Source organism: Saccharothrix sp. 6-C (assembly GCF_016695385.1).
Taxonomy (GTDB): Bacteria; Actinomycetota; Actinomycetes; order Mycobacteriales; family Pseudonocardiaceae; genus Actinosynnema; species Actinosynnema texasense.
The window spans coordinates 4,495,716-4,511,724 of sequence record NZ_CP064192.1; the positions used below are offsets into that span (position 1 = coordinate 4,495,716).

The window sequence follows — 16,009 nt, forward strand, 5'->3', positions numbered from 1 at the left end:
CCCGCGTGGACGGCACCCGCGACCCGCTCGCCCGCGACGAGCGCGCCGAGCTGCACTGGTTGCGCGCGGAGAACACGTTGCTGCGCGTGCAGCTCGACATCCTCACCGACATCGCCACCGGCTACGCCCACGACGTCGACACGATCCTCCGCCTGCGCGCGGACCGCTGACCGACCCGAGCCAACCACCCCGTCCGGGGAGCCGGCGCCGCTGCACCACCCGGCACCGCGGACACCCGCGCCGTCAGGGCGGCCCCACCCTCCCACCGGCCGCCCTGACGGCACCCCTCCCACGAAGGCCACCATGACCGACACCCAGCCCCGACGCACCTGGCTCACCCGGCACGCCCACGAACGGCTCCGGACCGAGCTGGCCGAACTGAGCCGCACCGCGGGCGACGACGAGTCCGCCGACCCGGACGACCGCGCCGCGATCCGCCGGCAGCGGCAGGACCGCGTCCGCGAGATCCAGCACCTGCTCGGCAACGCGGTCGTCGGCGAGGACCCGCCCGACGACGGCGTCGCCGAACCCGGCATGGTGCTCACCGTCCGGTACGACGACGCGGACGACACCGAGACGTTCCTGCTGGGCGCGCGTGCCGCCGAGCACGGCGACCTCGAGGTCTACTCCCCCGACTCGCCCCTCGGCACGGCGCTCACCGGCGCGCGGCGCGGCGAGCGGCGCACCTACCGCGTCCCCGACGGCAGCACCATCGGCGTCACCCTGCTCGACGCCGTGCCCCACGGACGCCACCCCGCCGCCAGACCCGACTGAAGGACGCGCCGCGCCGGGCGAGCCCGGTGGCCGCTACTCGGTGACGCACGAGATCCAGTACCTGCCGCCCTCGTGGTGCACGCCGTGCGTCTCGCTGGCGAAACCCGGGAACCGCCGGTCGAACGCCTCCAGCACGCGCAGGTACCGGGGCAGCGGGCCGTCGGGCGACCCGACGCGCTCGCCGGGCACCAGCACCGGGATGCCGGGCGGCGTGGTGGTGACCTGGGTGGCCACCACGCGGTCGGCCAGGTCGTCCAGGCCGACGAGCTCGGTCGCGCCGCGGATGAACCGCTGGTAGGCCTCGGCCGGCGTCATCACGGCGGTGGGCGGCGTCGGGCTGGTGAACGCCTCGTTCAGCAGCTGCACGACCTTGCTGTCCGCGAGGCTGTGGTGCATCTCCTCGCACAGCTGCGGCAGCGTCAGCCGCCCGTACCGCTCGGGGTGCGCCTTCACCAGGTCCGGCAGCACCTCGGCCAGCGGCGCGCGCCGGTCGTGCAGCTGCTTGAAGTCGGTGAGCGCGTCGAGCAGCGTGCCCCACTTGCCCTTCGTGATGCCCATGGAGAACAGCACGAGGAACGTGTACACGTCGGTCTTCTCCACCACGATCCGGCGGGTCTCCAGGTACGCGGTGACGACCCGGGCCGGGATGCCGAACGCCGACACGTCGCCCAGCGCGTCCACGCCGGGGCAGGTGATCGTCACCTTGACCGGGTCGAGCAGGCAGAAGCCGGGTTCGAGGTCGCGGAAGCCGTGCCACGGCGCGTCCGGCGCCAGCGTCCAGCAGTCGGGTTCGGTCCGCAGCAGGTCGAGCGGCGCCTGGTGGAACGGCACCCGCTCGCCGGTGGCCGGGTCGGCGACCTCGGTGGGCTGCCAGACGCCGAAGAACCACGGCGGCCGGTCACCCGCGGCGGCCAGCCGCCCGCCGAGCCGGATCATGGCCTGCCGGAACCGGATGGCCTCGGTGATCGCCTCGGTGGTCAGCCAGGTCCCGGCCGGGCCGTCCATCATGCCCGCCGCCACGTCGCAGGACGCGATCATCGGGTACAGCGGCGACGTGGTGCCGTGCATCATGTACGTCTCGTTGAACCGGGACCGGTCGAACGGCGCCTTGCCGCCGGACTTCACGTGCACCATCGCCGACTGGGACAACGCGGCCAGCAGCTTGTGCGAGGAGTGCGTGGCGAACACGGTGGGGCTCTCGGCGGCCGGCGGCCCGCCGTCGCCGACCGCCATCCCGTAGCGGCGCGCGTAGAGCGGGTTGAACCGGCCGTAGGCGAACCACGCCTCGTCGAAGTGCAGGGTCCGGGTCGACGCGCCGAGCAGCTCGTTCACCCGGACGGTGTCGTAGCAGAGCCCGTCGTAGGTGGAGTTCGTGATGACCGCGTAGGCCGGGTCCTGGCTCACCGCGCCCGCGGCGATCGGCGTGCGCCCGATCTGGGCGCGCACCGCTTCGACGGTCAGCCGGGCCGGCGGGATGGGCCCGGTGATCCCGTAGCCGTTGCGGGTGGGCACGAGGTAGACCGGGCGCGCGCCGGTGAGCGTGACGCCGTGGTTGATCGCCTTGTGGCAGTTGCGGTCCAGCAGGGTGATCTCGTCGTTGGCCACCGCGCTGTGCACGATCATCCGGTTGGACGTGGACGTGCCGTGCAGCACGAAGTAGGTCTCGTCGGCGCCGAAGATGCGGGCGGCGTTGCGCTCGGCGTCGCCGACCGGACCGGTGTGCTCGAACAGCGAGCCGAGCTCGGCGACGGACACCGAGATGTCGGTGCGGAACAGCCGTTCGCCGAAGTAGTCGAAGAACGCCCGGCCGACCGGCGACTTGAGGAACGCGATGCCGCCCGCGTGCGCCGGCGTGTGCCACGAGTACGGGTGCGTGTCGTCGAAGCGGCACAGCTCGCGGAAGAACGGCGGCAGGACGTGGTCGAGGTACTGGCGCGCGGCGAAGTCGATCCGGCCCGCGATGAAGTCCGGCGTGTCCTCCAGCAACCAGATCCAGCCGTTGATCACCTCGGAGACCCACAGCGGCGTCTCGTCGCTGTAGTCGCCGGCGGTCAGCAGGAACACCGGCAGCCGCGAGGAGAACCGGTCCAGCAGCATCCGCAGCACGCCGCCCTCGACGACCGGGCCCGCGTCGGGTGGGCGCAGCGCGCCGCCGGCCAGCTCCCAGCTCACCACGGCGGCGGCGAGGTCGGCCTGGGCGGTGATCGCCGCGGCCGCGTCGGTGGCGGAGTGCACGACCATCACGTCGTGCCCGCACTCGCTCAGGTGCGCGCAGACCTGCTCGACCTTCGCCGCCGGCACGGTGTTGTCCGGGGCGGCCCGCTCCGCGGCGATGAGGATGGTGGACCTGGTCATCGGATCGTCAGCTCCTCTCACCGGGGTACCCGCCGAGCGTAGGAGCGGTGCGCGGACGTGGCGGCTCCATCACCTGAACGTGGAGCCAGCCCCACCCGACGGTGGAGGAAGCGCTTCGCTCAGTCGAGCGAGCAGGCCATCTCGACCCCGGCCAACGTCACACCGTCGGGGAGCGGAATCCGGGTGCGGTTCACCTCGCGGAACCCGAACGACCGGTACAGCGGCACGCCCGGCAGCGTCGCCATCAGCACCAGCGACCGGAACCCGGCGGCACGGGCGTCCCGCGCGCACGCGGCGAGGATCGCGCGGCCCAGGCCCCGGCGGGTCCAGTCGTCGCGGACGAACATCGCCCGCACCCTGGCGGGCTCCGCGGCCGGGTCGAGCAGGCGGCCGTCGGCCGGCCGGTCACCCGACCCGGTGTAGAGCTTGTCCCGCTTGCTCCACCCGCCGCAGGCCACGACCTCACCCGCCGCCTCGTGGACGTAGTAGGTGCCGTCGTCGATGAGCACCACGTCCGGCACGGTGAGGTAGCGCGCCGCGCTCGCCGTCTCGCGCTCGTCGTGGAAGTGCGGGAACAGCTCCAGCACCGACCGGCGCATCAACGCGGCGATCCCGGGCACGTCCGACCGCACCGCCGCCCGCCGCACAGGCGAATCCCCCACGCGTCCCCTCCTGCCGTCGGGGACGATCATCCCACCCGTGCGCGGTCGGCGGTCCGGGCCGGGTGGGCGCTCTGCCGGTCGTCAGGCCGACTCCGCCCGCGGGGCCGGGACGAGCGCGGCGGCGGTGTAGGGCGCGAGGCGGTCGGCCAGGTCGTCGGTCGCGCCGGGGATCACCGCGAACCGCGCCGGAGCGCCGCGCTCACCGCGGAACAAGCCGCCCACCCACCGGGCGACGGCCCTCGGCGGCGGCAGCAGCTCCGGGCCGAAGTGCGCCTGGACGAGGACGTCCTCACCGCTGTGGGTCTCGATCGCGGCCGACCAACCGTGCTCCTCGTCCCACAACAGCGCCACGTCGCGGTCCGGCGCGCCGGGCAGCCGCCCGTCCAGGGCCAGGTACGCGCCCGCGGGCCGCTCGGCCTGCACGTACGAGCACTCCCCGGTGAGCCCCAGCTCCTCGGTGACCCGCCGCACGTAACCGCGCAGGCCCCACGTCACCGCGTCGTCGAAATCCAGTTCCATCGCGCATCGCCGCCTTTTGCCCGGACACCGGGAGTTGCCGACGCGCCGACTGTTTGACGCCCGGACGGAGTACCCCGACCGGACGAGCGGTGAAACCACCTGGTCCCGAACCGAGTTGACCATGGCGTCGCGGGTCCCGCACAGTGACGACGTGCAGAAGGCGCTGAGCGTCCTGACCGTGCTCGCGTACGTGACGCTGCCGCTCGGGTCGAAGACCTTCGAGCAGTCGCTCGTGCCGACGCTGCTCGTCGGCCTGGCCTACGGCGCGCTGGCGATCTTCGGCTTCCCGTTCGCGCAACGGCGCGGCCGAGCGTTCGCCGCGGCGTACGTCCTCGTGCAGCTGCCGATGGGGTTCGTGCTGTTCGTGCTGTCCGGCGCGGCGGTCGGGTCGGTGCTGCTGCTGGTGGTGCTGGTCGCGCAGAGCGTGCTGCTGCTGCCGCTGCCGGCCGCCGCCGCGGTGGCCGCGGTCATCCCGCTGGTCCACGTGGAGATGGCGTGGCCCGACGGGCTGCGGGAAGGGCTGGGCACCTTGGCCGTCACCGCGTTCACGGTCGTCATCACGGAGTTGCTGGTGCGCGAGCAACGCGCCCGCGCGGAGCTCGCGGTGGCCAACGAGCGGTTGCGCGGGTACGCCGCCCAGGCCGAGCAGCTCGCGACCACGCAGGAGCGCAACCGGGTCGCCCGCGACATCCACGACGGGCTCGGCCACCACCTGACCGTCGTGCAGATGCTGCTCCAAGCCGCCCGCGCGGTGATCGGCACCGCCGAGCCCGAGCGGCTGGACGCGATGCTCGCCAAGGCGCAGGACCAGTCCAAGCAGGCGCTGGCCGAGGTGCGCCGCTCGGTCGCCGCGCTGCGCGAACCCCGGTCCGGGTCGCTGGTGGACGCCTTGCGCGCGTTGGCGTCCGAGGCCGGCGAGGCGGGCGTGCCGACCGGGTTCGAGGTGCGCGGCGCGGCCCGCGCCACCCGCGCGGAGGTCGAGGAGTCGTTGTTCCGGGCCGCGCAGGAGGGGTTGACCAACGTCCGCAAGCACGCCGACGCGACCGCCGCGACCGTCGTGCTCGACTACGAGCGCGTCGACCTGGTCCGCTTGGAGGTGCGCGACGACGGTCGGGGGATGGCCGACCGGCCGGGTGACGGGTTCGGGCTGGTCGGGATCGAGGAGCGGGTGGCCGGGCTCGGCGGCCGGGTGTCGGTCGGCTCGGCCGGCGGGGGTGGCGTGGCGCTGACCGTCGAGGTGCCGGCGTGACCGCGCCCGAGCCGCCGGTCCGCGTCCTGATCGTGGACGACCAGGCCCTGTTCCGGGAGGCGTTGGCGACGTTGCTGGAGGTGCAGCCGGAGATCGAGGTGGTCGGCGAGGCCGGTGACGGCGAGCGGGCCGTGCGGCTGTGCGCCGAGCTGCGGCCCGACGTGGTGCTGATGGACCTGCGGATGCCGGTGCTGGACGGCATCGCGGCCACGGACCGGCTGCGGGTCGAGCAGCCCGGGGTGCGGGTGCTGGCGCTGACCACGTTCGACGACGACGCCGACGTGTTCGCGGCGTTGCGCGCCGGAGCGCTGGGCTACCTGCTCAAGGACGTCTCGTCGGCCCGGCTGGTCGAGGCGCTGGTCGCGGCGCGGCGCGGCGAGTCGGTGCTGCAACCGTCCGTGGCGGCGAAGCTCGTGGCGAGGGTGGCCCGGCTGCCGCAGGAGGCCGCGCCGCCCAGTCGGCCGCCCGTGCCGCTGTCGGACCGCGAGCTGGACGTCGTGCGGCTGCTCGCCGAGGGACGCAGCAACCGCGAGATCGCCCGCGCCCTGTTCCTCGCCGAGGGCACGGTGAAGAACCTCGTCACCGGCGTGCTGGCCAAGCTCCAGGTGCGCGACCGCACGCAGGCCGCGCTGCGGGCCCGCGAGCTCGGGCTCTGCTGAGGTCATGTGACCTCGCGCATGACCTTCGGCACCTGACCCCGCTCCCCCTCACCGCCCAGGATCTCCGTTGCGCACAGCCGATCGCAACGGAGGAGCCGTCATGAGCCAGGAAGAGCCGATCACCACCACGAGCCGCGGGTCCGGGCGGACGGGCGCCGTCCTGCGCTTCGCCCGGCACGCGCTGGAGATGGCCGTCGCCATGGTGGTGGGCATGGTGGCGCTGGAGCCCGTCTGGTCGTTCGCCTGGCCGGGCCTGGCCGACGACGTGACCGCGCACGTGCTGGTCATGGCGACGAACATGGCGCTGGGCATGGCGCTCTGGATGCGGGTCCGCCGGCACGGCTGGGCGGGCATCGCCGAGATGTCCGCCGCGATGTACGTGCCGTTCGTCGTGCTGCTGCCGTTCCACTGGGCCGACGCCCTGTCCGGGTCGGCGCTGATGACGGCCGGGCACGTGCTGATGGTCCCGGCGATGCTGGTCGCGATGCTGCGCCGCCGCCACGAGTACGGGTGCTGAACGGCCATGCGCGCCGTCTCCCGGATCGCGGGCGCCGCTCTGGTGGTCCTGCTCGCCGCCCTCGCCCTGCCCGCCGCTCTCGGCGCGCCGACCCTCCGCGCCGCGTTCGGCGACCTGAACGCCCCGCGGGCGGACGGCGCCGCGCCGCCACCCGCCCGGGTGGCGCACGACCCCGCCAAGCCGACCGCCGTCGTCGTGGTGGGTGACCGCGGCGCCGTCGTGTCCGACACGCTCGCCCCTTACGAGGTCCTGGCCACGACCGGCGCGTTCAACGTCTACGCGGTCGCGCCGTCCGCCCGCCCGGCGCCGCTCACCGGCGGTCTCGACCTGGTGCCCGACCTGACCTTCGCCGGGCTGGCCGACCTGCTCGGGGGCGCGGCCCCGGACGTGGTGGTCGTGCCCGCCATGCCCGACGTCGGTGAGAGCACGTCGAAGCCGGTCACGGACTGGCTCGCCGGGCAGGCGGCCGGCGGCGCGCTGCTGCTCGGCGTGTGCAACGGGTCGGGGGTGCTCGCCTCGGCGGGTCTGCTCGACGGCCGTGACGCCACCGCGCACCGGCTGCGCCTGGACTCGTTCGAGGACGACTACCCGGCCGTCGGCTGGGTCCGCGGCACGCGGTACGTGGACGACGGCGACGTGATCACCACGGCGGGCATCCTGTCCGGTGTCGACGGCACGCTGCGCGTGGTCGAACGGCTGGTCGGGCCGGAGGCGGCGGCCCAGGCGGCGGAGGTGACCGGCTGGCGGCACTACCGCCGGGGCGAGGCGGCCTCGATGCCGCGGGCGGGGGTGCGGCCGGCGGACGCGGTCGTGGCGTTCAACAGCGCGTTCGGCTGGGACCGCGACCGGGTCGGCGTGCTGCTCACCGACGGCGTCGGCGAGATCGAGCTGGCGTCGGCCTTCGACGCGTACGGCCAGTCGTTGGCGGTCCGCACGGTGGCCGTCGCGCCCGGGGTCGAGCCGGTGCGGTCGCGGCACGGGCTGACGTTCGCGCCGAGGGCGGACCCGGTCGCCGCCGGCGGGCTGGATCGGCTGGTGGTGCCGGGCGCGGGGGCCGCGCGACGCCGGGCGGCCGACCGCTACGCCGAGGCGGACCCGGTCTACCTGCACCGGGAGGGCGGTTTCCCGTTCGACGGCGTGCTGCGCGACCTCGCGCGCACCACCGACGTGGCCACGGCGACGTGGACGGCGAGGGTGCTGGAGTACCCGACCGACCACCTCTCGCTCAGCGGGTCGGCCTGGCCCTGGACCAGGACGCTGCGGCCGTTCGGGCTGGCCTTCCTGGGTGTCCTCGCGGCCCTGGGCCTGATCCGGGCGGCGCGCGGGCGCCGATCGGTCAGGTCGACACCAGCCGCAGCGCCGCCACCGCCTCGTCCACGGACGCGTGCAGCGGCAGCGCCCCGTCCACCTGGCTGATCTGCAACGGCCGCAGCACCGCCCGGGTGTTCGCCACCACGGCGAACGGGATGCGCAGCCGGTTCGCCCGGTGCTGGCTGTTGACCAGCATCGCGATGCCGACCGAGCCCATGAACTCGACCGCGGCCAGGTCGAGCACCACCCCGGGCGGGCGTGCCTCGAACACGGCGTCCAGCTGGCCGACGACCGGCTGGTGCGTGGCGGCGTCGAGCGCGCCGGACACGCTCACCAGCAGGATGCCGCGGTCCAGTTCGGTGGTGGTCAGGTGGTGGGCGGGCTCGGTCATGGCTGGCTCCTCGGGGTCGGGACCCCCGACACTGCTACCACCGGGCGCGGGCCGCAAAAGCTGGCCGGGGGCGGCTCACCCCGCCAGGGTGAGCAGGTTCCGGTTGCGCTCAGGGTCGCGCAGCATCCGGATGGACTCCTTCTCCAGCTGCCGGACGCGCTCGCGGGTGAGGCCCAGCTCCTCGGACAGCTCCTGGAGGCTGCGGGCCCGCCCGTCGGACAGGCCGTAGCGCTGGGTGAGGATGCGGGCCTGCCGCTCGGGCAGCGTGCCCACCAGGGCGCGCAGCCCGTCGGACAGCTCCTGCTGCTCGACCGCCTGGTGGGCGTCCACGGCCTCGACGTCCTCGATCAGGTCGGCCACGGACACGCCGCCGTCGTCACCGATCGGCGTCTCCAGGCTCAGCGCGGCCCGGCTGGCGGCCATCAGCTCGACGACCCTGGCCACCGGCACCTTGGCCGCGTCCGCGATCTCGTCGGCGGTGGGCTCGCGGTCGGTCTCCGACCGCAGCCGCTGCTCGGTCTTGCGCAGCTTGCCCACCTCCTCGTGCACGTGCATCGGCAGCCGGATCGTGCGGGTCTGCTCGGCCAGGCCGCGTTCGATGGCCTGGCGGACCCACCAGACCGCGTACGTGGAGAACTTGAAGCCCTTGGCGTAGTCCCACTTCTCCACCGCGCGGATCAGGCCCAGGTTGCCCTCCTGCACCACGTCGAGCATCGGCAGGCCGCGGAACGAGTGCTTCTTGGCCACCGACACCACCAGCCGCAGGTTCGCCCGGATCATGTGGTCCTTGGCGCGCCCGCCCTGCTCGGCCACGGTGCGCAGCGCTCGGTGGCGCTCCGCGTCCAGGGGCGGGCCGTCGCCCTCCTCGGACCCGCGCAGCAGTTCGGCCGCGTACACGCCGGCCTCGATGCGCTTGGCCAGCACGACCTCCTCGTCGGCCGTGAGCAGCGGCGTGGAGGTGAGTTCGCGCAGGTAGCGGCCGACCAGGTCGGCCTCGCGCCCGGTCGCGGCCGAGCGGTCCAGGCGGGGCTCGCGGGTCGAGCGGGTCTGTCGGGGCATCTCCACCGTCAACGACATGGTCGTCTCCTTGCCGGATCGCACCCGCGCGGGGGTGGCGTACGGGCTCAACTGGGGATTTCGTGGTCGTCCGCCGAGATGACGGGCTTCGGACGACTTCGCCCCGCGCACCTCGGGCAGGGCCGACACCCGCTTCAACGGAACGGTTCTGGCTCGTATTCCAGGGGAGGCGGCGGTGTGGGCGTCGACGTGACTGGGCACACCCGGAGTGCCATAGTGCGTCCACGATCACTCGACGGAGGTGGCTGGTGTGGCCGAGCACTCGACCAGCGAGGACCTGGCCGCCAGGCTGAACGAGGTCGCGCGCACGCTGCACCGGCTGGACAGCGCCCAGGCCACGTTGGACGAGATCGTGCGCGCGGCCGTGGGCACCATCCCCGGCGCCTGGCACGCCGGGATCATGACCATCACGGGCAAGCGCGAGATCCGGACCGTCGCGACGACCGACGACGTGCCGCGCGAGGTGGACCAGGTGCAGTACGACACCGGCCAGGGACCGTGCCTGACCGCGCTCTACCAGCAGAAGATCGTCAGCGCGCCCGACCTGTCCGAGGAGGCGCGGTGGCCGCTGTTCGCCAAGCGGGCGCTGGCACTGGACGTGGCCAGCATGCTGTCGTTCCGGCTGTACGTGGAGGGTGACGACCTCGGGGCGCTCAACCTGTACTCACCGGACACGCGGGCGTTCGACGAGGACTCCGAGCACGTGGGCCTGCTGTTCGCGGGCCACGCCGCCGTGGCGCTGGCCACCGCCCAGGAGCGCGAGCACATGGCCGACGCGGTGCAGACGCGCGACCTGATCGGGCAGGCCAAGGGCATCCTCATGGAACGCCACCGGCTCACCGCCGACCAGGCGTTCTCGGTGCTCGTGCGCACCAGCCAGCAGAACAACGTGAAGTTGCGCGCCCTCGCCGAGCACCTCACCCGGACGGGCGAACTGCCGTCCCGGTGAGCCCTGCGGCCGACCCGCCGGCGCACCCCTCGGCCGAGCGCCTGCCCACGGACCTCGACGGGACCACGCGGGGTGGTGGCGGCCGCGTCGTCGCGGGAGGCCGAACGGCTCGGTGACGTGGTCGTGCGGCCGGAGCACGTGGCGCCCGGCTGGGTGCGCGCGGTCGAAGAGCGTGGCGCGCGGCCGTCGGGAGTGGCCGAACCGCACCTGGTGGCGGATTCCGCGGCCGAGCCGCCCGAGGTCGGGGTGCGCCGGGTGCTGGATCGGTCCGGGTCGCCGGAGTAGAGCACGACGGCGGTAGTTCGACGCCGGGCAGGCTCACTACGTTCGGTGCAGTGACGTCGACGGCACGGGAGGCGACTCGTGGAGCTGGACATCACCGACCGGCGTTGGCAGGACGCGCGTGACGCCCTCGACGCCGCCGCCGAGCGGTTCAGCCGGATGCTCCTGGCCTGCCGGGCGCCCGACCGGCCCGCGATCGGCGACTGGTCGGTGGCCCAGACCGCCGCGCACGTCGCCACCGTCGCCCGGCTCAACGCGGGCCTGATCGGCGGCGACCTGTCGCCGCTCGACGCGCCCGACCTGGACCGGGGCTGGCAGGAAGCGGGACTCGGCGGGTTCGCCCGGCTCAACGCCCTGACCCTGGAGCACTTCCCCGAGCGGGCGCTGGACGTGGTGGCGAACACCCTGCTCGAAGAAGTCGACCTGCTGCTGACCAGGGCGAAGAGCGTGGACCCGCGCGAGCTGCGGCCCTGGCTCGGCAGCGCCCGGCTCCCCGCCGCCGCGCACGTGGCGCACCAGCTCAACGAGATCCTGATCCACGGCCTGGACATCGCCCGAGCCCTGGACGTGCCGTGGCCCATCTCCGCCCACGAGGCCGCGCTGACGTTCGACCTGTTCCTCATGCCCATGCTCGGCGGCCAGTCGGGCCGGCTGCTCCAAGGCGGCGGCGACCCGGGCCGCGTCACCCTCGAGTTCCGCTCGAAGCACACCACGCCGGTCGTGCTGACCAGCGAGAACGGCCGGCTGCGGGTCGAACCGGCGGACGGCCGGAGGATCGACGCCCGGGTCACGTTCGACCCGGCCACGATGATGCTCACGATCTTCCGCCGCACCCGCCTGGCGCGCGCCGTCGTGACCGGGAAGGTGTTCGCCTTCGGCCGCCGCCCCTGGGCCGCCGTCGGCTACCTGCGCGGGATGCGCTCGCCGTGAGCCTCGGGGTACTCGGCGTGGACGTCGCCGTCGAACAAGCGCCAGTAGAAGCCGTTGAGCCTCGCGGCGGCGGGCGCGTGCCGGGCCAGGACCCCGGCCACGGCGGGCGGCACGTCGCCCGGGATGTCGCCAGCGGCGCAGCGCCGGACGTAGTCGTTGCGGGCGGTGGGGACGCCACCGGGCGGCACCCCCACCCCGCACACGTCGGTCACCAGCCAGTTCACCAGCCGCATGGCGGCGTAGTCGGCGTCGTGGCGGGCGTTGCGCCGGACGAACTCCCGTTCGGCGGCCGACAGCTCGAACCGCGGCGACGTGACGAGCCCGAAGTCCGTCAGGTGGATCCGCTCGCCGTCGGTGCGCATGTTGTCCGGGTGCGCGTCCATGTGCAGCAGCTCCCGGTCGCGCAGGAACGCCACGATCCGCGCGAACTGCCGCTCGACCTCCTCCGCCTTGCTCGCGGGGTCCTCGCTCAACCAGCCTTCCACCGGGTGCGGGACGTACTCGGAGAACAGCACGAGGCTGTGCGACGCGGCGGCCAGCGCGTCGAGGCGGGCGCGCACGGCCGGGTGACCGCCCATCTTCGCCACGACCTCGTCCACGTCGGCGTGCTCGGCGGGGACGGGCGCGCGGCCGGGCAGCACCCGCCAGTGGTGCAGCAGCGGGAACGCCGCCGTGCCGCCGGCCCGCACCGCTTCGGTCACGACCCGGTTCGCGGTCAGCTCGCGCCAGGCGCTGAACGACGGCCCGCCGATGCCGTACTGGCAGCTCACCGGCAGGTCGAACAGGTTCGCGGTGGAGTGCGGCCGGGCGAGTTCCCGATCGGTCAGCGGGACGCGTTTGACGAACACCGGCGTGCCGTCGACGTCGACCACCGCGGCGCCGCCGCCGAGGCCGGCGGTCCCGTGCGTGCCGACGAGGGCCGCGAGGTCCCGGTCGCCGAGTGAGGACAGGCCGGTCGACAGTCGCTCGTGGCGGGTGGTGGTCACGTCCCGATCGTCCCGCAACCGGCCGGCCACGTGGCCGCCGACGGGCCGGCCGGCGAAATCCCGGTCAGTACCGGCCGCCGACTGGTTACTGTGCACGTGACGTTCGAGGGGGCGACAGATGGGCGTATCCGTCACCGCGCGCCGGGCCGGCCGGCGGTGCCCGTGGTAGGCGTGGGCCGGTCACCGGTGGTGCCGGCGCCGTGGCCGCGGGAAGCCGTGGTGCGGACGGCGCGGCTGCGGGTGGAGCCCGTGCGAGTCGCGCACGCCGAGGAAATGGCGGCGGTGCTGGGCGATCCCGCGCTCTACGCGATCATCGGGGGCGCGCCGCCCAGTGCCGCCGAGCTGGTGTCGCGGTACTCGCGCTGGGAGCGGCCCACGTCCGACGACGGCGGTGAGGGCTGGCTGAACTGGGTCGTGCTGCGGGACGAGGACGGCGTCGCGGTCGGCACCGTGCAGGCGACCACCACGACCGGCGTGAACGGGCTGGCCGCCGAGGTGGCGTGGGTGATCGGGGTGCCGTTCCAGGGTCACGGCTACGCCACCGAGGCCGCCGCGGCCGTGGTGGGGTGGCTGGTCGACGGCGGTGCGCGGGACGTGCACGCCCACATCGCGCCCGACCACCCGGCGAGCGAGGCGGTCGCGCGGCGCATCGGGATGCGCGCCACCGGCGAGTTCCGCGACGACGGCGAGCAGCGCTGGCGGTGGCGACCCGCCCAGGGCCACCGGAACGCCACCTGACCCCGGTCGTTGGGTCTCGATCACCGCACGACCGCGGCGCTCGAGTTGACCGGACCCGCGTCGCGGGTTATCCACGGTTGTGAGCGATGACCAGACCGGGCCGGACCCCCACCACCCCGTGACCGCGCCCCACCCGGCCGGGTCACCCTCCTCCTCACCCCAGCGGCCCGACTCCGGACCGACCACCCCGCCACTGGCCGCACCCCCGCCGCCCGGGGCCCAGCCGGGCGGGTTCCAGCCGGGCGCGCACCAGCCGGGCGAGTTCCCGCCGGTCGCGCAGCAGCCGGTCGCGCCGCCTCACTCCCCCGTTCCCGCCCGGGAAGTCCGAGCGGGGCTGTCGTTGGTCGGCGTGTTCCTCGCCGGGCAGATGACGATGCTGCTGGTGTCCGTGCTCGTGCTGCTGGCCTACGGCTCGGCGGACGTGGGGCTGCTCGAAGACGGGCGGCTGCTGGCGCTGCTCGTCGTGCCCACCTCGTTGGCCGCGGTCGTGGCGGTGGTCGGCACGGCCTGGTTCGGCGGTGGGCCCAGGCTCGGGCGCGCGGCGCGCGAGTTGGCGGTCCGGTGGAACGTCAAGGAGATCGCCATCGGCTTGGCGCTCGGTCTGGGCGGTTTGGCGCTCACGCTCCCCGCGGCCGCCGTGTGGGCCGCGTGGGTCGGTGAGGACCAGGCCAGCTCGGCGGTCGGTGACGCGTTCGCCGGACGTCAACTGGCGCCGGCGGCGGCCGTGGTCGTGTTCCTGGCGGTGTGGCTGATCGCGCCGCTCGCCGAGGAGGTGCTGTTCCGGGGTGTGCTGTGGCGCGCGTTCGAACACCTGGGCTGGAACCGCTGGGTCGTGTTCGCGGCGACCAGCCTCGTGTTCTCGATCGCCCACCTGGAGCTGCTGCGCACCCCGCTGCTGCTGGTGCTCTCCATCCCGATCGGCCTGGCCCGGCTGTTCACCGGCAACCTGCTGGCGAGCGTCGTCGCCCACCAGGTCAACAACTTCCTGCCCGCCGTCGCCCTGCTCCTGGCCACCACCGGCGCCCTGCCGTGACGGGGCGCGTCACCGGGCGGCCCACGCCTCGACGCCCGCGGCGTCGATCGGCAGCGCGCCCGACAGGACCTCGTTGCCCATGGCGGTGACCAGCAGGTCGTCCTCCAGGCGCACGCCGATGCCGCACACCAGGTAGCGGCGGTGCTCCTGGCCCTCCAAGGCGAGCGCCGACCGGGGTGGTGCGGGTGACGTCGGCCGGGTGGAGGGAGCGGGTCTCCACGCCCATGTCCAGCAGCAGCGCGTCGCCGGGCCGCACCGGCCCGTCGCAGCGGACCCGGTGCAGGATCGGAGAGCACGGCGAGCAGCCGTTCCGGGTCGCCGGCGGCCCGGTCGTCGTAGTCGGCCGCGGGCCGCACGGGCAGGTCCAGCGCGGTCGACCAGGCGGCGATCCCGGCCGACCGGCCGACCCACAGCTCGCCGTGGGCGGCACTGGCGTGGAAGTCGCGCTCGCCGGGACGGGCCGGCGGGGTCAGGTGGACGAAGTCGCTGTCGGCGCGGAACGCGTAGTTCGCGCCGCCGTTGCGGGGCGTGGCCCTCGGCCGGGACGATCGTGTGCTGCGACAGCTCGGCGCTGAGCCGGGCGCGGTGCTCGGTGGCGGCGTCGACCGGGCCGGGACCTCGCGGTCGGCCCAGCCCTGCCCGATGCGGGCCAGGAAGCCCGGGCTGTCGTCGCCAGGCGAGCCGGCCGGTCACGCAGGGCGATCGAGCAGTGACCGCGATAACCTGAGGCGACAGTAGTATGTCACACCTCATTCCTGGTATCGAAGCGATATGCCGCCCGCGGTGGCGACGGAGCTCCGGACAGCACGACGGGCCCGCCGTGAGGCCGGCGGGCCCGGTGGACGTGCCCGGTCTCAGTCCTCGGAGTTGCCGCTCCACCAGCCGAGCACGTGGCCGATGTGGTCGGTCAGCAGCGCTTCCGCGCCCCGCCCGTCCCTCGCCTCCAGCAGGTCGACCAGGCTGTGGTGCTCGGCCGCGGACCTGGCCAGCTCGGTCGTGCCGACCATGCCGGCCAACCCGACCATGCGGGTCTGCTGGCGCAGGTCCTTCACGATGGCGACGAGCCTGCGGTTGCCGTGCAGCTCCAGCAGCCGCAGGTGGAAGTCCAGGTCGGCGGCGAGGTAGGTGGCCAGGTCGGCCGCGGCGGCGGCGTCCACGATGGCCTGGGCCTTGAGCCGCAGCTCGGCCACCGTCGAGGGCTGCGTCGTCCTGGCGATCTCGCGCATCGGCGGCGCCTCCAGCTGCTGGCGCAGCCGCACGATCTCCCAGAGGTCCTGCTCGCTGACGTCGGTGATGCGGAAGCCCTTGTTGCGCACGACGTCGACGAACCCGCGCTTCTGCAGGGTGAGCATGGCCTCGCGGACCGGGGTGGCGGACACCCCGAAGCGGGCGGCCAGGGTCGGCGCGGTGACCAGGGTCCCCGGCGCCAGCTCGCCGGAGACGATGGCCGCGGCGACCGCGTCCTCCACCGTGCCGCGCAGGCTCGCGCCCGCGGCCACCGGGCTGATGGTTGACGGACTCACCGGTACGGCCTCCCGCAGTCGTCGGGCGTGTGAGCCTGGCACTGCAATGTCACA

The 16,009-nt window shown here is 74.2% G+C and carries 19 protein-coding genes; 11 read left to right on the plus strand and 8 right to left on the minus strand.

The window, feature by feature from the left end:
• Positions 1 to 5 precede the first annotated feature (5 nt).
• On the plus strand, positions 6 to 170 hold the full coding sequence (locus IOD16_RS18820; RefSeq protein WP_170184882.1) for a hypothetical protein: 165 nt from the start codon (positions 6 to 8) through the stop codon (positions 168 to 170).
• A gap of 133 nt (positions 171 to 303) precedes the next feature.
• Complete coding sequence (locus IOD16_RS18825; RefSeq protein WP_201441100.1) at positions 304 to 774, plus strand: GreA/GreB family elongation factor; 471 nt, start codon at positions 304 to 306, stop codon at positions 772 to 774.
• 33 nt (positions 775 to 807) lie between these two features.
• On the opposite strand, the gene IOD16_RS18830 is transcribed toward IOD16_RS18825, so the two are convergent.
• The 3 genes from IOD16_RS18830 to IOD16_RS18840 form a co-directional block, all read right to left on the minus strand.
• Positions 808 to 3,129 carry an Orn/Lys/Arg decarboxylase N-terminal domain-containing protein gene (locus IOD16_RS18830; protein ID WP_201441101.1) on the minus strand — a complete coding sequence of 774 codons (2,322 nt, stop codon included), beginning with the start codon at positions 3,127 to 3,129 and terminating at the stop codon, positions 808 to 810.
• 119 nt (positions 3,130 to 3,248) lie between these two features.
• The gene (locus IOD16_RS18835; protein ID WP_236595089.1) at positions 3,249 to 3,791 is read right to left on the minus strand and encodes a GNAT family N-acetyltransferase; all 543 of its coding nucleotides are present in this window, start codon (positions 3,789 to 3,791) and stop codon (positions 3,249 to 3,251) included.
• Between the two features lie 81 nt (positions 3,792 to 3,872).
• Positions 3,873 to 4,310, minus strand: a complete 438-nt coding sequence (locus tag IOD16_RS18840) for a DUF6292 family protein (protein ID WP_201441103.1) — start codon at positions 4,308 to 4,310, stop codon at positions 3,873 to 3,875.
• A 151-nt stretch (positions 4,311 to 4,461) separates the two neighbouring features.
• Between IOD16_RS18840 and IOD16_RS18845 the strand changes: the two genes are divergently transcribed.
• From IOD16_RS18845 to IOD16_RS18860, 4 genes are all read left to right on the plus strand, one after another.
• Complete coding sequence (locus tag IOD16_RS18845; RefSeq protein ID WP_236595091.1) at positions 4,462 to 5,559, plus strand: sensor histidine kinase; 1,098 nt, start codon at positions 4,462 to 4,464, stop codon at positions 5,557 to 5,559.
• Positions 5,556 to 6,218 (plus strand): response regulator, encoded by a 663-nt coding sequence (locus IOD16_RS18850; RefSeq protein ID WP_201441105.1) that lies wholly within the window; start codon positions 5,556 to 5,558, stop codon positions 6,216 to 6,218. Before IOD16_RS18845 ends, IOD16_RS18850 begins: the two co-directional genes overlap by 4 nt.
• A 100-nt stretch (positions 6,219 to 6,318) precedes the next feature.
• Entirely contained in the window at positions 6,319 to 6,735 is a 417-nt protein-coding gene (locus IOD16_RS18855; RefSeq protein WP_201441106.1) for a hypothetical protein, read from the plus strand.
• A gap of 6 nt (positions 6,736 to 6,741) precedes the next feature.
• Positions 6,742 to 8,151: a DJ-1/PfpI family protein gene (locus IOD16_RS18860; RefSeq protein WP_201441107.1), complete on the plus strand. Its 1,410-nt coding sequence runs from the start codon at positions 6,742 to 6,744 to the stop codon at positions 8,149 to 8,151.
• Here the strand turns inward: IOD16_RS18860 and IOD16_RS18865 are convergent.
• Positions 8,072 to 8,437, minus strand: a complete 366-nt coding sequence (locus IOD16_RS18865; RefSeq protein WP_123741134.1) for an STAS domain-containing protein — start codon at positions 8,435 to 8,437, stop codon at positions 8,072 to 8,074. The two genes, IOD16_RS18860 and IOD16_RS18865, sit on opposite strands and share 80 nt — an antisense overlap.
• Before the next feature lie 75 nt (positions 8,438 to 8,512).
• Positions 8,513 to 9,514, minus strand: a complete 1,002-nt coding sequence (locus IOD16_RS18870) for a sigma-70 family RNA polymerase sigma factor (protein WP_236595092.1) — start codon at positions 9,512 to 9,514, stop codon at positions 8,513 to 8,515.
• Between the two features lie 250 nt (positions 9,515 to 9,764).
• Here IOD16_RS18870 and IOD16_RS18875 point away from each other — a divergent pair, with 250 nt between their 5' ends.
• From IOD16_RS18875 to IOD16_RS18885, 3 genes are all read left to right on the plus strand, one after another.
• Positions 9,765 to 10,463: a GAF and ANTAR domain-containing protein gene (locus IOD16_RS18875; RefSeq protein WP_201441108.1), complete on the plus strand. Its 699-nt coding sequence runs from the start codon at positions 9,765 to 9,767 to the stop codon at positions 10,461 to 10,463.
• Between the two features lie 75 nt (positions 10,464 to 10,538).
• Complete coding sequence (locus IOD16_RS18880) at positions 10,539 to 10,748, plus strand: hypothetical protein (protein WP_201441109.1); 210 nt, start codon at positions 10,539 to 10,541, stop codon at positions 10,746 to 10,748.
• 78 nt (positions 10,749 to 10,826) lie between these two features.
• Positions 10,827 to 11,675 carry a maleylpyruvate isomerase N-terminal domain-containing protein gene (locus IOD16_RS18885; protein ID WP_201441110.1) on the plus strand — a complete coding sequence of 283 codons (849 nt, stop codon included), beginning with the start codon at positions 10,827 to 10,829 and terminating at the stop codon, positions 11,673 to 11,675.
• Here IOD16_RS18885 and IOD16_RS18890 read toward each other — a convergent pair.
• The gene (locus IOD16_RS18890; RefSeq protein ID WP_201441111.1) at positions 11,648 to 12,661 is read right to left on the minus strand and encodes a serine/threonine protein phosphatase; all 1,014 of its coding nucleotides are present in this window, start codon (positions 12,659 to 12,661) and stop codon (positions 11,648 to 11,650) included. The genes IOD16_RS18885 and IOD16_RS18890 overlap by 28 nt on opposite strands.
• A gap of 171 nt (positions 12,662 to 12,832) precedes the next feature.
• Between IOD16_RS18890 and IOD16_RS18895 the strand changes: the two genes are divergently transcribed.
• Positions 12,833 to 13,399: a GNAT family N-acetyltransferase gene (locus IOD16_RS18895; RefSeq protein WP_236595093.1), complete on the plus strand. Its 567-nt coding sequence runs from the start codon at positions 12,833 to 12,835 to the stop codon at positions 13,397 to 13,399.
• A 79-nt stretch (positions 13,400 to 13,478) separates the two neighbouring features.
• Positions 13,479 to 14,432, plus strand: a complete 954-nt coding sequence (locus IOD16_RS18900) for a CPBP family intramembrane glutamic endopeptidase (protein ID WP_236595095.1) — start codon at positions 13,479 to 13,481, stop codon at positions 14,430 to 14,432.
• 9 nt (positions 14,433 to 14,441) lie between these two features.
• Here IOD16_RS18900 and IOD16_RS18905 read toward each other — a convergent pair whose 3' ends face one another.
• Positions 14,442 to 14,591 carry a hypothetical protein gene (locus IOD16_RS18905; RefSeq protein WP_201441112.1) on the minus strand — a complete coding sequence of 50 codons (150 nt, stop codon included), beginning with the start codon at positions 14,589 to 14,591 and terminating at the stop codon, positions 14,442 to 14,444.
• A gap of 695 nt (positions 14,592 to 15,286) precedes the next feature.
• Positions 15,287 to 15,955, minus strand: coding sequence for a GntR family transcriptional regulator (locus tag IOD16_RS18910; protein ID WP_201441113.1), 669 nt, complete (start codon positions 15,953 to 15,955; stop codon positions 15,287 to 15,289).
• Positions 15,956 to 16,009: the final 54 nt, after the last annotated feature.

Excerpts from the sequence above, each read along its gene's own strand:
- IOD16_RS18825 (WP_201441100.1), top strand. The coding sequence starts at position 304 with ATGACCGACACCCAGCCCCGACGCACCTGGCTCACCCGGCACGCCCAC.
- IOD16_RS18830 (WP_201441101.1), bottom strand. The coding sequence starts at position 3,129 with ATGACCAGGTCCACCATCCTCATCGCCGCGGAGCGGGCCGCCCCGGAC.
- IOD16_RS18840 (WP_201441103.1), bottom strand. The coding sequence starts at position 4,310 with ATGGAACTGGATTTCGACGACGCGGTGACGTGGGGCCTGCGCGGTTAC.
- IOD16_RS18855 (WP_201441106.1), top strand. The coding sequence starts at position 6,319 with ATGAGCCAGGAAGAGCCGATCACCACCACGAGCCGCGGGTCCGGGCGG.
- IOD16_RS18860 (WP_201441107.1), top strand. The coding sequence starts at position 6,742 with ATGCGCGCCGTCTCCCGGATCGCGGGCGCCGCTCTGGTGGTCCTGCTC.
- IOD16_RS18865 (WP_123741134.1), bottom strand. The coding sequence starts at position 8,437 with ATGACCGAGCCCGCCCACCACCTGACCACCACCGAACTGGACCGCGGC.
- IOD16_RS18870 (WP_236595092.1), bottom strand. The coding sequence starts at position 9,514 with ATGTCGTTGACGGTGGAGATGCCCCGACAGACCCGCTCGACCCGCGAG.